This is a genomic window from Galbibacter sp. L-19, assembly GCF_056857615.1.
Map to the genome: position 1 here is coordinate 1 of NZ_JBSXNL010000065.1, position 19,833 is coordinate 19,833.

At 34.1% G+C, this 19,833-nt stretch carries 14 protein-coding genes; 4 read left to right on the forward strand and 10 right to left on the reverse strand.

The genetic code is table 11. The features are described 5' to 3' along the window. Window positions 1-594 (reverse strand): hypothetical protein (locus tag AC13CQ_RS12585; RefSeq protein WP_482882928.1); only part of this gene is annotated, 594 nt, incomplete at its 3' end. 324 nt (window positions 595-918) lie between these two features. After that, window positions 919-3,555: a PA14 domain-containing protein gene (locus tag AC13CQ_RS12590; protein ID WP_008613505.1), complete on the reverse strand. Its 2,637-nt coding sequence runs from the start codon at window positions 3,553-3,555 to the stop codon at window positions 919-921. A 311-nt stretch (window positions 3,556-3,866) separates the two neighbouring features. Here AC13CQ_RS12590 and AC13CQ_RS12595 point away from each other — a divergent pair, with 311 nt between their 5' ends. Beyond that, the gene (locus tag AC13CQ_RS12595) at window positions 3,867-5,456 is read left to right on the forward strand and encodes a peptide chain release factor 3 (RefSeq protein ID WP_008613506.1); all 1,590 of its coding nucleotides are present in this window, start codon (window positions 3,867-3,869) and stop codon (window positions 5,454-5,456) included. 108 nt (window positions 5,457-5,564) lie between these two features. Here the strand turns inward: AC13CQ_RS12595 and AC13CQ_RS12600 are convergent, their stop codons facing one another. Both AC13CQ_RS12600 and AC13CQ_RS12605 read right to left on the reverse strand, forming a co-directional pair. After that, window positions 5,565-7,448 carry a hypothetical protein gene (locus tag AC13CQ_RS12600; protein WP_474506829.1) on the reverse strand — a complete coding sequence of 628 codons (1,884 nt, stop codon included), beginning with the start codon at window positions 7,446-7,448 and terminating at the stop codon, window positions 5,565-5,567. Between the two features lie 375 nt (window positions 7,449-7,823). Then, the gene (locus AC13CQ_RS12605) at window positions 7,824-8,234 is read right to left on the reverse strand and encodes a DUF4293 domain-containing protein (protein WP_335588500.1); all 411 of its coding nucleotides are present in this window, start codon (window positions 8,232-8,234) and stop codon (window positions 7,824-7,826) included. A gap of 191 nt (window positions 8,235-8,425) precedes the next feature. On the opposite strand from AC13CQ_RS12605, the gene rho reads away from it, so the two are divergent. Further along, window positions 8,426-10,135, forward strand: a complete 1,710-nt coding sequence (rho, locus tag AC13CQ_RS12610) for a transcription termination factor Rho (RefSeq protein WP_474506828.1) — start codon at window positions 8,426-8,428, stop codon at window positions 10,133-10,135. Between the two features lie 218 nt (window positions 10,136-10,353). Here the strand turns inward: rho and AC13CQ_RS12615 are convergent, their stop codons facing one another. Next, window positions 10,354-12,075: a BCCT family transporter gene (locus AC13CQ_RS12615; RefSeq protein ID WP_474506827.1), complete on the reverse strand. Its 1,722-nt coding sequence runs from the start codon at window positions 12,073-12,075 to the stop codon at window positions 10,354-10,356. Between the two features lie 158 nt (window positions 12,076-12,233). On the opposite strand from AC13CQ_RS12615, the gene AC13CQ_RS12620 reads away from it, so the two are divergent. Then, window positions 12,234-13,166, forward strand: coding sequence for a mechanosensitive ion channel family protein (locus AC13CQ_RS12620; protein WP_008613512.1), 933 nt, complete (start codon window positions 12,234-12,236; stop codon window positions 13,164-13,166). Between the two features lie 189 nt (window positions 13,167-13,355). Then, on the forward strand, window positions 13,356-14,393 hold the full coding sequence (locus AC13CQ_RS12625; protein ID WP_456867721.1) for an AI-2E family transporter: 1,038 nt from the start codon (window positions 13,356-13,358) through the stop codon (window positions 14,391-14,393). 150 nt (window positions 14,394-14,543) lie between these two features. Here AC13CQ_RS12625 and AC13CQ_RS12630 read toward each other — a convergent pair whose 3' ends face one another. The 5 genes from AC13CQ_RS12630 to AC13CQ_RS12650 all read right to left on the reverse strand — a co-directional run bounded on the left by AC13CQ_RS12630 (window position 14,544) and on the right by AC13CQ_RS12650 (window position 19,833). Continuing rightward, window positions 14,544-15,428: a bifunctional 5,10-methylenetetrahydrofolate dehydrogenase/5,10-methenyltetrahydrofolate cyclohydrolase gene (locus AC13CQ_RS12630; protein WP_456867723.1), complete on the reverse strand. Its 885-nt coding sequence runs from the start codon at window positions 15,426-15,428 to the stop codon at window positions 14,544-14,546. Window positions 15,429-15,546: 118 nt separating this feature from the next. Then, window positions 15,547-16,875 carry a signal recognition particle protein gene (ffh, locus tag AC13CQ_RS12635; RefSeq protein WP_008613515.1) on the reverse strand — a complete coding sequence of 443 codons (1,329 nt, stop codon included), beginning with the start codon at window positions 16,873-16,875 and terminating at the stop codon, window positions 15,547-15,549. A gap of 191 nt (window positions 16,876-17,066) precedes the next feature. Continuing rightward, the gene (locus AC13CQ_RS12640; RefSeq protein WP_335588497.1) at window positions 17,067-18,431 is read right to left on the reverse strand and encodes an MATE family efflux transporter; all 1,365 of its coding nucleotides are present in this window, start codon (window positions 18,429-18,431) and stop codon (window positions 17,067-17,069) included. A gap of 44 nt (window positions 18,432-18,475) precedes the next feature. After that, window positions 18,476-19,252, reverse strand: coding sequence for a membrane metalloprotease (locus AC13CQ_RS12645; RefSeq protein ID WP_456867725.1), 777 nt, complete (start codon window positions 19,250-19,252; stop codon window positions 18,476-18,478). A gap of 134 nt (window positions 19,253-19,386) precedes the next feature. Next, window positions 19,387-19,833, reverse strand: coding sequence for a DoxX family membrane protein (locus tag AC13CQ_RS12650; protein ID WP_474506826.1), 447 nt, complete (start codon window positions 19,831-19,833; stop codon window positions 19,387-19,389).

A 19,833-nucleotide genomic window follows, 5' to 3' on the forward strand; every position in this document is an offset into this window, starting at 1 on the left:
ATTTGTTGTATTAGCTGCAACTCCTGACTGCAAAACTGCATCATCATAAAATGCACCCCCATCTGATCCTACTTCTACATCATTATCATCATCGCCACTTACAATTGTTTGATTTGATGCTGTAATTGCTCCATCCACATAACTCTTCGTTGCTGCATCTTGATTTGCTGTTGGAATTCCTAAATTAGTAATCACAATTCCATTTGCATCTGCTCCTTCTCCTAATACATTTGCTAAATCTTGCTCATCCTTATCTATTGCATCAGCAATTTCATCAAAAGATACATGAACTTGTCCTCCATCACTATCGGTAATAACTAATTGCTTGTTCTCTGTATCTACTTCAAATTCTTTGTTTGTTACTATATTCCCAGATGTTAATTCCCAAGAATCTCCATCCCAGAAATATAAAATTCCAGTATCGGTATTTATATAAATATCTCCAAGATCTGCTGGATAGAAGGTAACTCCAGGTGCTGTTACATCCGTACCTTTAATTACCTCACAATTACATTGATTTTCAAGGTTTATGGTTGTTTGAGAAAACGCAAACCCAGAAATAAGCAATACAATAATTATAATTCCGTTTTTCATTCTTAATTTAATTTCTTAACAATAATTATCTTAAAATTTAAACAGCAAATTCCACTGCTGTCTAAACAACATTAAATTTTATTTAATAAATTTTGGTGTATTTTTTAGCTACATCCTTTCTAAAAAAATTAGATCTTTAAGATGTAAAACTCATTTATTTGAGAGTAGTTGGTTTTCATTTTTATATGAGGTTTGAAATAGGTTTTCTTTTTATTTTCAATCTTCAAAACTACTGTAAAACAAAAGCTTAATAAAAAAAATGATGTGTAATAAAGCTATTATGTTGTATGGTCGATTAACAGTATTTTTTACAGATTAACTACATTAATTTTTGTTTACACGGTAGGTTTTATTTCTATTTGTTATGACTGTTTGAACACGAACAAATAATTTTGCATTTTCAGAAACATACTCACATCCACCTTCTGTGTTATTAATTACTAATCTGTATACATATCCTTCTTTTTCGATTTCTGGATTTAACACTTCTAAACTCGCTGTAGTGTATCCACTATAATTTATAGCATCTGTAATATCTGAGAAAGTAGTACCTCCATCTGTACTTTCTTGCCATTGATAGGTGTTTACGTTTTTAGCAGTAACCGAAAAACTAGCATTATTCCCCACAAATACCGTTTGATCCTCAGGTTGATTTCCTTCGTTAATTACAAATGGAGTAATTTTTGTAACGGCCGAAACATCAGGAAAAGTTTCCCCTGAATTAAGTCCCCCATACTCAACCAAATATCCTTTAGGTTGGTATGCTCCACTAGTAGCTCCAGTATTTGAGAGGTCATTCCATGAACCATCAAAACCAGTTCCTGGGGCGTTGATATGCGCATAATCTTCATCTCCCGATTGGTTTGGCTCTCCGGTATTCCAATTAGCATACATTCCATTTACTACAGTTCCTCCTCCAGTACCCTGCCAAAATTGCTGACCAGCTTCTGGTCCAGTTACCCATTTCCATTCCCCTTCAACAGCAGCATCACTTGCTCCAATCCAGCCAGCCCCTGGCGATTGCTCGCCTAATAAAGCAGCTTCATCTGCTGAAGTTATAGTAGCTAAATATCCTTGTACGCCATAAAAATTTCTGGCTTCGGCTGCTGCTTTAGCTACTGTCCATGTAATTCCTTCAGAAGGGATATATTCATAGTAATGACCAGAAGATTCTAAGAAATTTAATTCCGATAAAACAATGGAAATATCTTTAGTAGCATCATTTAAAACCGCAGTAGAACTATAACGAACCGCTAAAACTGCTTGCTCAAAAGCTTCAAGTGTAGCAGGACCTGTAAGAGTAAGCTTCCCTTCTGTTGGATTCCAACTTGAAGTAATTCCAGTAATCGAATTATTATAACTCAATAAATCTCCATCATCATAATTTTCTGAAATTTGAATAAATACCTTTTCGAGACTGTCTTGATCGTCGGTTATACTAACGCTCTCCACTATTGGGGTAGAACCACCTATACAATGAATAAGATTTCCAACCGCATTAATTTCTGGCGGATTGTTATCAATTCCATCATTAGCATCTCTAAAATCAACATCCCCTCCAGAATTAACATCCGAATCCATATCTGGCAAAACTACAGCCCCTGTTAAAGGGTTATCTATTGTTCCACCAGGATCTGCATATCCAACGGATGTATCTGTACTATTATCTAAACCATCATTATCACTATCTGCATTACTAAGTGTTAATCCAGCTTCAAGGGCATCATTATTGCCTTGATCATCACTATTAATATCTAAAAAATCTGGAGTTCCATCACCATCAGTATCTACAGGAATAATTCCATTCGCTCCATATGCATTATCCACCCCGTTTGTTCTGTTTCCAGAAGGTGCAATATAACCTAAGGTGGTTTGAGCTTCTACATTATCAGGAATTCCATCACCATCACTATCAAGATCTTTATAATCGGGAATCCCATCATTATCTGTGTCTACTGTGGAACAATCGTTACTTGGCAAAGTATAAGTTGCACCATAAATTCTAAATCCAATTTGGTAAGCTATAATTTTTACATATTGTAAAGAAGATTTTGTAACTATATTTAATGTTGATTTGGTTGGCCTTGCTACTCCTTGACCTACATACCCCTCGTTACTTACTCCAGTTGAGTTGGTTTTTTCTATATTAAAATCAGAACCACTAACTGAAGGATCAGCTTCTACAACTAATGATATTGTTGAACCTATTGGCAATACTTGAGGGAATTTCAGGAAAAGATTAGACTGCCCTTCATAATTACCTACAGCATTATTTGCATATGTTGTTCCTGGAAATCCTTCAACGTTAGCAACATTGTAAAAGTATTGGATATTCTTAGCCTCTTGAACATATCCTACAGATTTACACTCTACATCATTTAATATTCCATCTCCATCTACATCCTTATCTGTATTATCTTTCACGCCATCTTTGTCCAAATCGTTACATAAACCAGAAAGTATTGAAAAAGGTAATGGTCTTTTATTTATACTTGGACCAGCATAAGAAACAGAAAGATTACTGCTTCCTCCATTTTCATAAAATAATATTTGTATCGAATGTTTCCCAGACGGTAACCAAACTCCACCTGACCGCTCTTGACTCCCATGATTCCCATCATTACTTACAACTTGAGTGCCATTTATATATAGTTTAGAACCATCATCGGAAGTAGTATAAAAAGTGTAATTACCAGCCGTAGTAATATTAATATATCCTCGGTAACGTATGGAATATGTATCTGCATCACCAGGGTCTATAGTGTTCTGAAGAGCTCCAACGTCAAAGTTTCCTATCTGCCCCATTCCTAATGAACCAGAAGTAGGAATATTATCTACTGTATTCCCAGAAGGGACACCTTCATAAAATTCATAATCCAACACCCCAGAGCATGGCGGAGTTTGGCCGTAAATAAGGATTGGAAACAAAAGTAAGTATACTAAAAAACAAAGTTTATTCATTAGGATTGAGGGGTGTAGGTTAATTTAATATTTTGAAACAATTCAAGTAATTTTTCTAATTTGGTTCTTGTTAATATTTTGTTAAAGCGAAAATCACCCTACAAATATATTATGCTTGCATACTATATTGAAAATAAAAAAGACTATACACACTAATCTATCGATGAAATACATAAAGGTTATAATCACCTATATTCTATTGTTTTAGTTAAACGTTTTAGTCTTAAAACATTCATTTATAAAATATTGAACTAAATAGTGGCATTTGATCTTTATTAATTTATTTTTGCAGTCCTTAAAAAAAGGTAAGCATGCGTTTAGAAGAAGAAATTAAAAGAAGGAGAACATTTGGGATTATTTCTCACCCAGATGCTGGTAAAACAACATTAACCGAAAAGCTTTTGCTTTTTGGTGGCGCTATTCAAGAAGCTGGGGCTGTTAAAAGCAATAAAATAAAAAAAGGAGCTACAAGCGATTTTATGGAGATTGAGCGCCAGAGAGGGATTTCTGTAGCTACTTCTGTATTAGCTTTTAACTATCAGAATAAAAAAATTAATATTCTTGACACCCCTGGACATAAGGATTTTGCTGAAGATACTTTTAGAACGCTTACCGCAGTAGACAGTGTTATTGTAGTAATAGATGTTGCTAAAGGGGTGGAGGAACAAACCGAGAAATTGGTTGAAGTTTGCCGCATGCGCAACATTCCAATGATTGTTTTTATAAACAAATTAGACCGTGAAGGAAAGGATGCCTTTGATCTTTTAGATGAAGTAGAACAAAAACTTAATTTAAAAGTTACTCCGCTTAGTTTTCCTATCGGAATGGGATACGATTTTAAAGGAATTTATAATGTTTGGGAAAAAAACATCAATCTTTTTAGTGGCGACAGTAAAAAGAACATCGAAGAAACCATTGCTTTTGATGATGTTACTAACCCCGATTTAGATAAAATAATTGGCGAAAAATCTGCTAAAGATTTACGAGAAAACCTAGAATTGGTTTATGAGGTATATCCAGATTTTAACCGTGAAGAATATTTAAAAGGCGATTTACAACCTGTGTTTTTTGGCTCTGCTTTAAATAATTTTGGAGTTAGAGAACTCTTAGATTGCTTTGTTGATATTGCCCCTACACCGCTTCCAAAAAAAGCAGAAGAACGCTTGGTTGATCCTAATGAAAAAGAATTTTCTGGTTTTGTTTTTAAAATCCATGCTAATATGGATCCTAAACACCGAGATCGATTGGCTTTTATAAAAATAGTTTCTGGTACTTTTGAAAGAAATACGCCATACTTACATGTTAGAAATAATAAAAAATTAAAATTCTCTAGTCCTAATGCCTTTTTTGCTGAAAAGAAAGAGATTGTAGATATTTCTTATGCTGGAGATATTGTTGGGTTACACGATACAGGGAATTTTAAAATTGGTGACACTTTAACGCAAGGGGAAGCGCTCAACTTTAAAGGCGTACCTAGTTTTTCTCCTGAACACTTCCGCTATATTAATAATGCAGACCCAATGAAGGCTAAACAACTAGACAAAGGAATTAGTCAGTTAATGGATGAAGGGGTTGCTCAGTTATTCACTTTAGAAATGAATAATCGAAAAATTATTGGTACTGTTGGAGCCCTACAATATGAGGTTATTCAATACCGATTGGAGCATGAATATGGAGCAAAATGTACTTATGAAAACTTACCAGTACACAAAGCTTGCTGGGTAGAACCTAAAGATGCTAATAGTGAAGAATTCAAAGAATTTAAGCGTGTAAAACAAAAATTCCTAGCCAAGGATAAACAAGGACAATTGGTTTTCTTAGCAGATTCTTCTTTTTCAATACAAATGACTCAACAAAAGTATCCGAATGTAATACTTCATTTTGTTTCGGAGTATAAGTAAACTATCTTAATAGTTTATTGAGCATAAAAAGAATAGCAAAAAACATATAAACGCAAAGAAAAAGTCAATAACTGTGATTAAGTAAATAACGTGAGTTAAATATGGTATTTACTTAATCACACGATAGGCTCTATTCCTATTCATAATTACAGTTTTAACCCTCACTTTAACTGTCACTTCTGTTGAAGAATTGTAAGGACTACATAAATAACCCGTATTTTCTAGTAAAACTCTATATCTATAACCTTCCATAGAAAACTCTGCTTTTTTAATAGTAAGGGTCTTAGAATTCACTCCCGCATATACATCGTTATCTACAAGGTCTACAAAACTATTACCAGCATCTGTACTTAACTGCCAACGGTAATTGGTTACATTGTCTGCTAGAATCGTAATATTTGAAGCATGGCCATCAAACAGCGTCTTATTTTGGAGCTTAAATGAAATAGTAGGCTGGCTACTTTTTTTTCTGAAATCAAACACCCCATCTGCATCGCCATCTCTTGGGGTTGTATAACCTCCTTGCTCAATTATAATCCCTAAGGAGTTTACAGAAACTGGGGTCTTTCCTAAAATCCCATCGTTATCTTCATCTAAAAATCCAGCTTCTATAACATCATTACAACCATCCGAATCGCTGTCGAGCGACATATAATCGAGCACATTATCTTCATTAGAATCTGCTATGCTGTAATTAATATTTCCACTATCAAATTGCCCAGTTGCCTGTACGCTATTTGGAATTCCATCTGCACCTACAGCTCCAATAACTTTTCCTTCAGAATCTATACTTTTTCCATGACCTGCTTCCACAGCATCAAATATTCCATCATTATCACTATCTAAATCCAAGCTATTTGGAATCCCATCACCATCTGTATCAACAGAAACGCAACCTGGCGTAAAACTACTTTCATTAACCGCAAAGAAAACAGGATCTGCACCACTCGATATTTCTAACCTAAATGCAACTGCTTTACTTATTTCTGCTGATGTAAGATTAAACTCAGATAATTCTACAGCTGCAAAGCGTAATCCCTTACGTTCATTGGCTGCATGTTTACTATCATCTGGATTGTATTGATCTACTATTGATTCTCCAACAATAGGAATATTATCCCAAATAATCTCCAACCCATTTCCAAGATAATTTCCATTAGCATCCAATAAATTTAGTCGGTTATAATTAGATCCTGCTGTTAATTTAGCTCCTTGGGTTAATAGAATATCCATAACCCCATCATTATATGCAGCAGCAGTACTTCCTCCTAACCTAAAAGACCAAGTATTTCCTATATTAGCAATAGTATATGCCATGTCCAAACCTCTTTCTCCTTCATATAAATAAGGATTAAAAGGAATCCCACCAGAGGTTAATAATGGCCCCGATGCATTTGTTAAATTCCCATCTAAGGCTCTAGCTTCTAAACGAATTCCTTTGGTAATTCTTGTTACTGGTTTAACTGCAACCCAAGTTGTTTCCTCTATATTGACATCCTTTACCCCGTCTCCATCTGTATCTATCCCGTCGTATCTACCATTATTATCAATATCTATCATTCTAGAATTTACAACCCCTGTAGCATATGTTTTCCCCATCGATTCAAAAGCTAAAAGTGTAGAATGACCATCAAAAGCAGTTGGATTAACACTACTTGTTTTGGAACTCCAATACCCCTTAAAATCAGAATAAATAGCAGTTACACTATTGTCGGAAATAACTGAAGGTGGAGGGGTAGCATAACTTTCAGAAAATTCGCATTCATCTTCCATAAGATCTGGAATTCCATCATTATCATCATCTTTATCAATATCATCTGTTAAACCATCTCCATCTGTATCTACAAGAACCTCTGTGGAAATGTATTTTTTAGTATGAAAATATTTTTTTGAAAAACTGTATATGGAGTTTATAACACTCAGTACACAAAGAAGAATAACAAGTTTTACAATTGAAAAACGAAACTTATTACGCACTAGTTTAAAAGGCATTTTAATAGGTTTAGGGGGAATTACAAGATGTATTTACATTGCTAGCTAAACTACTTATATTGATTTTAAAAGAAAACTAAATGTTGTAAACAGCATTTATAGTGTGGTGTATTTAGTACACCCCAATTTATGCTTAGGCACTTCAAAAAAAATCAACTCCCTCGAGGCAAGTCTACGAGGAATTCAAAGGAAAATAATTTAATCCACTCCTACATAGAGCCCTTTGATATACTCAGAACAAGCTCTGAGGCAATAAAACTCTCAATAAGGGATTAAACTAAAATGGAACTACTAATTATAAATGAAGAAAAACGAGAAAAAAAAAGCCCAGATCTTCATCTGGGCTTGACGCACTAATATACTAAGATGTTAGGTTTATCGTAACCGATCTACAGATTTTACAAGATCTTCGTCCTTTTTAATGGCTCTATTTGCCAACACTAAAAAAACGATAGAAATAATAGGAAGAAGCATCCCAATACCCTTCTCCGAAACATTAGTTTCTCCGGATAACACTAGTGATCGATAAACGAAAAATCCTAGTAAAAAAAGATTAAGTATCATGTTCAATCTATTCAAGACAAATTGATTTTTTCGTTTTTTGAATAAGAAAATAGTAATAAATGCTAAAATGGCCGAAGCAATAAATAAAGCAGAATATAAAATATCGCTCTCTGCATAGACTGCTTCACCTGCATTATCTGTCCATAAATACACCCAGAAAGGCAAAACCCCACTGATTATAACTACTAAAAATAAATATATGCTCTGTATGCGTTGTAACACGTTTTCTTATTTGTTAGGCAAAAATAACGTTCTTTTCGAAAAAATATGCTTGTTTATTAAAATAAATTTGTAATATTGCGTAGTCAATTCGAAACGAGTACTTTACTACGTTCCAATTTGAACTTCTATAATTATTTTCAAGAAAACAATCATTTTCACCTCAAACCAATAATAAATTATTTATTTAATCAATGTTTGAAATTTCAGATTTAAAAGCAAAAAAACTTGCTGAGTTGCATGAGATTGCCAAAGTGGCTGGTATTCCTAAATACAAATCTCTTAAGAAGAACGATTTAGTATATCAAATCTTAGATGTACAAGCAGCAAGTCCAGAGGCAGTAGCAAAAGAAAAGGCACAAGCCAAGAATACTCCTGAGGAGAGTAACAAAACTGCACCAACTTCTACCCCAAGAAAAAGAACCCGAACTACAAAGAAACCTTCTAACGCTCCTCAAAAAGAAACTCAAAATACACCTCAAAAAACTTCGGATTCTAACTCTGAAATTAAAAAAAATGAGCCTTCTAATACAAAAGCAGCTACTCCAAAAGAGAAAGCTCCTGTAAAAGAAGAGGCTAAAACAGAGGATTCAAGGAAGCACACCAATGCTCCAAAAAACAATAATAACGATAATAAGAATCCTAAAGCGCGTAAGGATAATAATAATAATAATAATCCGCAACAGCGTAACAACAAACCTCATCATAATAAAAACAACAATCCTCCAAAGGATAAAGATAATTATGACAAGGAAAAGAAAAGTCGCTATAGAGATCCTGATTTTGAATTTGATGGAATTGTAGAGAGTGAAGGTGTTTTAGACATCATGCAAGACGGATATGGCTTTTTAAGAAGTAGTGATTACAACTACTTGTCGTCTCCAGATGATATTTATGTATCTCAATCTCAAATTCGTTTATTCGGATTAAAAACTGGTGATACTGTTAAAGGAACTGTACGTCCTCCAAAAGAAGGAGAAAAATACTTCCCACTTATAAAGGTTAATCTTATTAATGGTTTAGACCCTCAAGTGGTTAGAGATCGTGTTTCTTTTGAACACTTAACACCATTATTTCCTACGGAAAAATTTAGATTAGCAGAAAGACAAAGTACTATGTCTACACGTATTGTAGACTTATTCTCTCCTATTGGAAAAGGACAACGTGGAATGATAGTTTCGCAACCTAAAACTGGTAAAACAATGTTATTAAAAGACATTGCAAATGCCATTGCCGCTAATCATCCTGAAGTGTATCAATTAATTTTATTGATTGATGAACGTCCAGAGGAGGTTACAGATATGCAACGCCATGTACGTGGAGAAGTTATTGCTTCTACTTTTGATGAACCAGCAGACAGACACGTAAAAGTGGCTAATATTGTATTAGAAAAAGCAAAACGCTTGGTAGAATGCGGTCATGATGTAGTTATTCTTTTAGATTCTATTACACGTTTAGCACGTGCTTACAATACCGTACAACCTGCTAGTGGTAAAGTACTTAGTGGCGGTGTAGATGCCAATGCGTTACACAAACCAAAAAGATTCTTTGGTGCTGCAAGAAATATTGAAGGAGGTGGATCTCTTACAATTATTGCTACTGCACTTACAGATACAGGTTCTAAAATGGATGAAGTTATCTTTGAAGAATTTAAAGGAACTGGAAACATGGAGCTACAATTGGATAGACGTATCTCTAACAAACGTATTTTCCCTGCTATCGATCTTATTTCTTCTTCTACGCGCCGTGATGACTTGTTATTAGATGAAAATTCGATTCAACGTATTTGGATTTTACGCAAGTATTTATCAGATATGAATCCTATTGAAGCCATGGAATTTATGGAGCAACGTATAAAAATGACAAAAAATAATGAAGAATTTTTAATGACTATGAATCAGTAGTTTTTTAATTCTTCTGTTTTATAAAATAGTGGCTTTTTAAAAAGTAATTTGAAGTTGTAAAAGCTTGTTGAAGTTTTAACAATTAACACTCCAAAAGAATCCTTCGACATACTCAGGATGACATTTAGAGTTTAGATACTTTTTAAAAAGCCACTTTTTTTATATGTGGGCAGACCAACTTCAGTATAAATTATTTTAATTGCTATAAAACTTCAACGTTAAGATCGTTTTTTCTTCACCTGTATGGACAATCTAAAATAAAGAGACCGTGCAATCATTATCAATACAAATGAAAACGGAAAAGCAAATATTAAAGTAGCTGCTTGCAAAGCTTTAATTCCACCACCAGCTAAAAGAACCAAGCTCAATACTCCCAAGACAATTCCCCATGTAATTTTCATGCGCATGGTGGGATCTAAGTCGCCTTCCGATGTCATCATACTAATTACAAAAGTTGCAGAATCGGCAGATGTAACCAAAAATGTAAACAATAAAAATAAGGCTGTCACTGAAGTTACACTTGACAACGGAAGTTGTTCAAACAATAAAAATGTCCCTACACTAATCTCTTTCAACATCGCTCCTCCTATTGGAATTTTATCAATCATTTCTAGATGAATAGCGGTTCCTCCAAAAACAGAAAACCAAAACAAACTAAAAATTGCAGGCACTAATAAGCACCCTACAATAAGCTCTCTTACTGTTCTTCCTTTAGAAATTCTCGCAATAAAAATACCTACAAAAGGAGCCCATGCAATCCACCATGTAAAGTAACTAAGCGTCCAGTCTCCCATCCAATTTTCGTAATTAGCATCATATGGATTTAATCTAAAACTCAACGCTGGTAACTCCTGAAGATACTGACCAATAGAGTTAACAAAAACTTTCAAATCGAATAATGTATTCCCAACTATAAAAACAAATAACAATAAAAGAATGGCAATAATCATATTCAAATTAGATAAGATTCTAATTCCTTTTTTTAAACCTGTGGAAGACGAAATAATAAAAACTAATGTAATAATTGAAATAATAACAGCATACCCCATAAAATTGGAAGTTCCCATGTCAAACACATGATTTAATCCTTTGCTTATTTGCAAAACCCCCACCCCTAACGAGGTACTTACCCCGAAAATAACTGCAAGAATAGATATTAAATCGGTCGTAGATTTTACAACTGTTTGTAATTTTTTATTAGAAGTAAAATTTAAAATACTCGAGGAGACCAAATAACGCTTTCGTTTTCTAAATCCATAATAGGCAATTCCTACAGCGCAAACGGTATAAATACCCCACGCATGAAGTCCCCAATGAAATGCAGAATACGTCATTGCAGATGTAGCTGCGGCTGCACTTCCTGAAGGATCTACAGGAGAATTTAAAAAATGACTCATAGGCTCTGCGCTCCCGTAAAATAATATTCCAACCCCCATTCCTGCAGAAAATAGCATAGAGTACCACGAAAAGTTAGAAAACTCTGGGCGCTCATCTGGATGTCCTAGCACAACAGAACCAAACCTTCCAGAAGCCAAAAACAATAGAAAAATTAAGAATCCAGAAGCAACTAACACATAAAACCAATTTAAATATTTAGTTACAAAACCAGCTATCCATTGAGCAAAATCTGCAAGATCCTCTCCAGCACTAAATGCAAAAATCATTACTAAGACTGTAACAAAAAGGCTAATCCAGAAATTAATTCCAATTATAGACTTCTCCTCATCTCTAATTTCTTTAACATCTCTTCGGATATCTTCCAATTCATTTTCAATAATTCGTGCTTTAAAAGTCCGTTTTTTTCTTTCTATTTCTTTATATGAATTTGCTTTAGATAAGTCTAGTTCTTTCCGCAGCTCAATTTCATATTCTTCAACCATCGAATCTATCTCTAGCTGCACTTCTGGATTTACAATTTCATTAGTCTCTTTTTCCTTCATAGTATGTAAGTTCTTCTATAATTAACATCAAGTTACTTATTTCTTATCATTTCTCCTTCCTTAAATAGGAATAAAAACTACAACGTTTTAGGTTATAAGCTTGTTAATGAATGGATTATTAAAAAAAGTTTTTATATTTTGAATGAAAACCAACTCAGATGAAGCAGTTAAAACGATTCATTACACCAATCTTACTATTTGCACTCTCCATATTTTTTAAATCGGGTGCAAACACCTTTTTAAATTTTAACGAAGAAACTTCTCTAATTGTAGGAAAGCTAAGCTCCATACTTTTAATAATTAGTGTAGCCTGGACTCTCATAGTTATTTTAAGAGTCTTAAAAGCAAGATACTTACGTAGATATGATATTAATAGTGAAAACAACCTCAACGCTAGAAAACTCTATACACAGTTTAATATTTTAGAGCGAATTATAATATTTATCATCATTATTATTGCGGTGGCAGTTACTTTAATGCTTTTTGAAAGCGTCCGAAAAATAGGACTAAGCTTATTTGCCTCTGCTGGTATTGCCGGTATTATTTTAGGTTTAGCTGCTCAAAAAGTAATTGGAACCATTCTTGCGGGACTTCAAATAGCAATTTCACAACCTATTCGTTTAGACGATGTTTTAGTTGTAGAAGGAGAATGGGGATGGGTAGAAGAAATTTCGTTAACATTTGTAGTTGTAAGAATCTGGGATAAACGCCGATTGATACTCCCAACCACCTATTTTATCGAAAAACCTTTTCAGAATTGGACCCGGAATAACTCCGACATCCTTGGCACCGTCTTTATTTATACCGATTACAACGTTCCTTTTGACAAGTTACGAGACGAACTTACCCGCTTACTCAATAGCACCAATTTATGGGACGGAAAAGCAAACGTACTTCAAGTTACAGACGCAAAAGAAAACTACGTAGAAATAAGAGCCCTCATGAGTGCCAGTAGTTCCCCAAAAGCATGGGATTTACGGGTATTTGTAAGAGAAAAATTAATAACATATATCCAAACAAATTATCCTGAAAGCTTTCCTAAAACACGAGTTCAAGTTAAAGACTTCATATCTGTTAAGAATAAAGATTAAATAGTCCTCCTCAAAACAAGAACAGAGGGCTTTAGCAGGGGTTCTAGAAGTATTTTAACAGGCAAGTTTAGCCAACCTTATAACAAGTTACAAAGTATTCAAATCTCTTTCAGAAAGGAAATTTATATCTACATTAACAACTTATATCATAACTTTAAGTAACTTTAAAACTAAAGCCAACCTTAAGATATGAGTAAAGATCGTTTGAGTCCTGCGTTAATACGCCAATTATTTATGCTGTTTGCAATTATTGCTCTCGGCTATCTTATTACTAAAGAAATGACTCCTTATCTCTCTGGAATACTTGGAGCAATTACGGTATATGTACTGTTTAAAAACTTTATGAGTAAGCTTTTAAACAAAGGATTAAAGCCTTGGCTGGCAGCCACTATAATTATTGTTTTGTCAATCTTTATCATCATCATTCCAGTAACACTTATCATTTTATTACTTTCTTCTAAAATACAAAAGGCAGTACAAAACTCCGAAGAACTTACCACCATTGTAAAGTCAAAACTAGGGCAAATAGAAGACTACGTTGGGGTTGATATACTTTCTCAAGTAAATGCAAAAGATGTTTCTGGATGGGTATCAGAGCAAATACAAGGCTTGGCGGGCACTACTTTTGATACTGTTATTGCCTTCGGGATTATGTATTTTTTATTATACTTTATGCTGATAAATACAAAGAATCTACAAAAAATGATACTAGCTTATATTCCTTTAAATGATGATAATATTAAAGCTATTTCTAAAGAGAGTAACGACATTGTAAAATCTAACGCTATTGGGATTCCTTTAGTAGCCATAATGCAAGGAATTGTAGCCTTAATTGGTTATTATATTTTTGGTGTTGAAAATCCTTTGTTTTGGTTTGTAATTACTGTTGTAGGTTCCATGATTCCTTTTGTAGGAACCGCCTTAGGAATTCTTCCAGTAACTCTTTTGCTTTTCTCTCAAGGGGAGAGTTGGCAAGCAATTGGATTGTTAATATATGGAGCTGTAGTAGTTGGATCTACTGACAATGTTTTCAGAATAATTGTTCAAAACAAACTAGCCAATCTACATCCATTAATAACCCTAATTGGGGTAGTTATTGGAGTTCCTCTATTCGGATTTATAGGATTGATTTTTGGACCTTTATTAGTAAGTTTATTTTTACTACTGGTGAAGATTTATAAAAATGAATACGGAAAAAAGGAAACAAAAAAGAGCCCTGATTTATAAATAAACTACCTCGAGGCAAGCCTACGAGGTATTCAAAGGATAATAATTTAATCCATTTCTACGTAGAACACTTTGATATACTCAGAACAGACTCTGGGGTAAAACCCCTCAATGAAGGATTCAAGGCTCTTATTATTATTTTACACCCAATTAGTTTCTAGCTCTATGGCGCTCACGCGCTAACAATGTATTTTTCAATAGCATTGCAATAGTCATCGGCCCAACACCACCTGGCACTGGAGTAATGTAACTTGCTTTTTTACTAACATTTTCAAAATCTACATCTCCTGTAATTTTATATCCACGAGGCGCATCTTCATCTGGAACACGGGTAATTCCAACGTCAATTACAACTACATCATCTTTTACCATTTCTGCTTTTAAATAATTTGGTTGTCCTAAAGCAGTAATGATAATATCTGCTTGAGACGTTATTTGCGTTATATTTTTAGTATGACTGTGAGTTAAAGTAACTGTAGAATTTCCAGGGAACCCTTTTCTCCCCATTAAAATACTCATTGGGCGTCCAACAATATGAGAACGACCAATAACTACCGTATGTTTTCCTTTAGTTTCTACATTATATCTTTCTAGAAGCTCTAAAATTCCAAAAGGAGTAGCTGGGATAAAAGTACTCATATCCAGAGCCATTTTACCAAAATTCATTGGATGAAAACCATCTACATCTTTATCTGGATCTACAGCCATTAGTACTTTTTGCTCGTTAATTTGCTCTGGAAGAGGAAGCTGTACAATAAATCCGTCTATATTTTCATCTTTATTAAGCTCTTCAATTTTTTTAAGCAATTCCAACTCACTTGTTGTGCTTGGCATTTTTACTAATGTAGACTCAAATCCAACACGCTCACAAGCTTTTACTTTACTTCCTACATACGTAAGACTAGCACCATCATTCCCAACAATAATAGCAGCTAAATGAGGAACTTTTTCCCCTTTCTTTTTTATTTTATCAACCTCAACAGCTATTTCGTCTTTTATTTGGTTGGATATTTTTTTCCCGTCTAAAATTTCCATTATTTATTTTATTATTTGGTTCAAGATTTAAGGTCTCTACTTTGAAAATTTCAAGCCTTCAAAATACTTAATTGTTGCCATAAAAGCTTTAAAGTTTAAAGCTTCAGATACAAACAATCTATTTCATTCCTTGCATCATCTGCATCATCTTACGGCCACCACCGCCTTGCATCATCTTCATCATTTTACTCATTTGATTGAATTGCTTCAACAACTGATTCACTTCTTGAATAGATGTTCCACTCCCTTTGGCAATACGTTTTTTTCTACTTCCGTTTAAAAGAGAAGGATTAGAACGCTCACTTGGAGTCATAGAATGTATAATGGCTTCCACTCCCTTAAAAGCGTCGTCATCTATATCCATTCCTTTTAAAGCTTTTCCGGCACCAGGAATCATTCCTAGTAAATCCTTCATGCTTCCCATCTTTTTTATTTGTTGAATCTGACTTAGGAAGTCATCAAAACCAAACTGATTTTTAGCAATTTTTTTATGAAGTTTTCTAGCCTCTTCTTCGTCATATTGCTCTTGAGCTCTTTCAACTAAAGAAACCACATCTCCCATTCCAAGGATTCGATCTGCCATACGAGAAGGATAGAAAACATCTATTGCATCCATCTTCTCCCCTGTACCAATAAATTTAATTGGCTTATTAACAACAGATTTAATTGACAACGCTGCTCCACCACGAGTATCACCATCTAATTTGGTAAGAATTACCCCATTAAAATCCAATACATCGTTAAATGCTTTTGCAGTATTTACAGCATCTTGCCCCGTCATAGAATCTACCACAAATAAAGTTTCATTTGGTGTAATTGCAGTGTGAATATTAGAAATTTCATTCATCATTTCCTCATCTACTGCCAAACGTCCAGCGGTATCGACAATAACTACATTATGTCCATTTGCTTTAGCATGCTCAATCCCTGCTTTTGCAATTGCAACAGGATCTGAATTTCCTTTATCAGAAAAAACTTCCACTCCTATTTGATCTCCTACAACATGAAGCTGATCAATCGCAGCAGGACGATACACATCACAAGCTACTAAAAGAGGTTTCTTAGTTTTTTTAGTTTTTAGAAAGTTTGCTAGTTTACCAGAAAAGGTAGTTTTACCCGAACCTTGTAACCCTGCCATTAAAATAACTGATGGACTTCCAGAAAGGTCAACTCCAGCAGCTTCTCCTCCCATTAACTCAATCAACTCATCTTTAACGAGTTTCACCATCAATTGTCCTGGCTTCAATGTAGTTAATACATCTTGCCCTAAAGCTTTTTCCTTTACAGTATTAGTAAACTCTTTAGCTGTTTTAAAGTTAACATCGGCATCAAGCAACGCACGACGTACTTCTTTAAGTGTTTCTGCTACGTTTACCTCTGTAATTTGTCCATGTCCTTTTAATACATGAAACGCCTTATCTAACTTATCGCTTAAATTATCGAACATATTGTTTTCCTTCTTTTTAGCCCCTCATTCTTTGGGAAGTGCAAATTTAAGAATTTGGATTAGAAGTTGGAAGCTTATTTTAGACTTCTTAGTGTATAGTTTATCAGAAATGTTATATTTTGTAATATTTGAGTTATTTCTACTACAATTTCTAGCCTTTTTTACTTCTTTAGACTACAAAAGGCATCAAATTATATTTGTAGTATTGAATCTTTATATTTCCACGCTCCTCTTTTATAATATACAAACGCTATAATTGCAGCGAGGGCGTTGGAAATAGGAAAAGCCCACCAAATCCCTTCATAATCCAAAGGTGTTTTATTGGATAACATAAAGCCAACAGGAAACCGAACCACCCATAAAGCTATAATGGAAATTAACATGGAAACTTTAGTAAAACCAGCTCCATTAAATACCCCATTTAAAACTTGTTGCACTCCTAACAGACCAAAGCTAGGCGACATTATTTTAATGAATTTAGCTCCTATTTGAATCACATTTTCATCGTCTGGAACAAAAAATCGAGTTAAGGGTTCAGCAAAAAAGAACAACAACATCCCTAGAAAAGTAAGTCCTATTGCGGCAATTAACGCACTTAAATCTCCTACTTTTTCTGCTCTATCAATCCTCCCTGCTCCAATATTTTGCCCCACCAAACTAGTGGTTGCAATAGATAATCCCAAAGCGGGAACAATTACTAAACTCAATATTCTAGCACCAATTCCATAGGCAGCCACCACATCACTACTAAAACTTGTAACTAGCATAACCATTGCTGTCATTGCAGTTGCTCTACTGGATTGATCTAAACTGGAAGGAATTCCAATAACAAACAAGTTTTTAACCCATTTAAAATCGAATTTCATATGGGAAAACTTAATTTTAATCCCCCTTTTTCCTCGGAAGAGAATCCACATTCCTGCCATAGCAGAAATTCCTTGTGTAATTATACTTGCAATAGCAGCACCCGCAACTCCATAACCAGGGATAGAACCGTAACCAAATATAAACAGAGGATCCAAAATAAGGTTAAGAATAACGGTAGCTAAAACGATATACATCGGAATTAAAACATTACCAATTCCACGCATTAGCGATTGGTATACGAAAAACATAAATAGAAAAATAAATCCCCATGAAGAAACCTTAAAATAGGTAACAGAATCGTTTAATATTTCTGGACCTGCTCCCACTAATCTCATAAGTGGATCGGCTAAATAGTAGCCTAAAAAGGCTAAGAAAATAGAAATAAAAAAAATTACAATTACAGTTTGAGAAGCAGAATAATTTACCATTTTTTGGTCTCCTGCTCCCTTGTGCTGAGATACTATAACCGTACCTCCAAGTGTTAATCCACCTCCCAATGATAATACTAAAAACAAAATAGGAAAACTTAAACTTACACTTGCTACTGCATTTGCCCCCAATCTCCCCAACCAAAATGTATCAATTAATTGATACATAGTTTGTAGTATATTAGCCATAATAATTGGAAAGGCCAATCCTAAAAGTGAATTAAGAATATTACCTTTAACTAAATTATTTTCTTTTTCCATCCACTAATTGTAATATAGCTTAAAGTTAAACTATTTATAGGAAACTACCTTCCTCCATTGGCACGAAGATCGGCTAAACATTGACTATCTAATTTGGGAATATTTTCTTCTGAAATCATTCCCCCTACATTAATACCAGACTCCACACGGTAATTCATCAAACAAGTTTCAACATCACAATGATGTCCGTTTTCTGTATCAAGATGGTCTGTTTGCATTTCGGAACCCAAATCTACAAGCCCTAAAAGATGAGAAAACTCATGTCTATAAACGGTAGATTCCAATAGCACACGACTAGGTTCTGTAAAATCATTACTAAACTTTTGTATGGTTTCTTCAAAAATAACAAATGATGTATTTCTATATGCCACTCCTAGAACTACCGAATTCTCATCGTTGTCCTTGTATTCTCCATCCACAAAAAAAGCAAATAATGCTAATCTACTTCCAGAATTATAGTGTGTTCTTATTTCCTTCTCAATACTATCTATCTCCTCAATGGTAAATAATTCCTTATTAGGAGAAACTATAGAACGCTTATTTATTTCCACACCTCCAGATTTGTAACAACGCTGATTGATAAAAGAAACTAAATTATCTAAGGAGCTTTGCGAAGGCTCAAATCCTTCAACATACACCACTTCAATAACTAAATCTGTAAAATTATCTTCGGATAAAAAATCGTTAGCTGAATCTCCTGTACCCTGTCTATTAGCAGATTTTGTGGGATTATTTGTTTCCTGTGAATCGTCATCCTTAGCACAAGACACAAAAAAGATGAAGCTAGCTACTAAAAAATAGCGAAAGGTATGTTTTAACATTCGTTCGTTTTTTTATGCAATATATTAATATTCAATAAAAAAAGAGGCGCTCTCTTTAAAAAGCGCCTCTAACCACATGAATTAATGAATAACTAATTATCTAACTGACTAAAAGTCAATTAAATTTCTTCTCTCTAAATTGGTTTTATCCAAACTAGAGGTTTCCATTTTTTATATTCCTTAAGAACTAAAGCAAGATTGATGGCAAAAAAGGCTAAGGTTTTTAGTAATTCTCCTGTTTCTTCCCTTTCCAAAAAATAATGAAACAGAAAAATATGTAGGGTTATAGGAAGTAAAAAAATAGCTCCTATAAAACTTGTTCCTTGGATAATTAATAAGAGTCCGAATAAAATCTCACAAATTCTCAATACCTGCCAAAAGTAGCCTGTTTGCTTTGCGCCACTTATATAAAGTATTTTTTGAAGGGTACTTTCCTTCTCTGGAGATGAGAATTTTTCGGCTTTCTGAAACACTTCAATTGGGGTAGGACTTGGTTGTTCAAACTTATGAATTCCTCCATAAATCATGAGTCCGCCTAAAAACAATCGAAGGATTATGAATAAAATACTAACTGCTTTCAT

Excerpts from the sequence above, each read along its gene's own strand:
- AC13CQ_RS12625 (WP_456867721.1), top strand. The coding sequence starts at position 13,356 with ATGAGTAAAGATCGTTTGAGTCCTGCGTTAATACGCCAATTATTTATG.
- AC13CQ_RS12620 (WP_008613512.1), top strand. The coding sequence starts at position 12,234 with ATGAAGCAGTTAAAACGATTCATTACACCAATCTTACTATTTGCACTC.
- AC13CQ_RS12590 (WP_008613505.1), bottom strand. The coding sequence starts at position 3,555 with ATGAATAAACTTTGTTTTTTAGTATACTTACTTTTGTTTCCAATCCTT.
- AC13CQ_RS12645 (WP_456867725.1), bottom strand. The coding sequence starts at position 19,252 with ATGTTAAAACATACCTTTCGCTATTTTTTAGTAGCTAGCTTCATCTTT.
- rho (WP_474506828.1), top strand. The coding sequence starts at position 8,426 with ATGTTTGAAATTTCAGATTTAAAAGCAAAAAAACTTGCTGAGTTGCAT.
- AC13CQ_RS12640 (WP_335588497.1), bottom strand. The coding sequence starts at position 18,431 with ATGGAAAAAGAAAATAATTTAGTTAAAGGTAATATTCTTAATTCACTT.
- ffh (WP_008613515.1), bottom strand. The coding sequence starts at position 16,875 with ATGTTCGATAATTTAAGCGATAAGTTAGATAAGGCGTTTCATGTATTA.
- AC13CQ_RS12600 (WP_474506829.1), bottom strand. The coding sequence starts at position 7,448 with ATGCCTTTTAAACTAGTGCGTAATAAGTTTCGTTTTTCAATTGTAAAA.
- AC13CQ_RS12630 (WP_456867723.1), bottom strand. The coding sequence starts at position 15,428 with ATGGAAATTTTAGACGGGAAAAAAATATCCAACCAAATAAAAGACGAA.
- AC13CQ_RS12650 (WP_474506826.1), bottom strand. The coding sequence starts at position 19,833 with ATGAAAGCAGTTAGTATTTTATTCATAATCCTTCGATTGTTTTTAGGC.
- AC13CQ_RS12595 (WP_008613506.1), top strand. The coding sequence starts at position 3,867 with ATGCGTTTAGAAGAAGAAATTAAAAGAAGGAGAACATTTGGGATTATT.
- AC13CQ_RS12615 (WP_474506827.1), bottom strand. The coding sequence starts at position 12,075 with ATGAAGGAAAAAGAGACTAATGAAATTGTAAATCCAGAAGTGCAGCTA.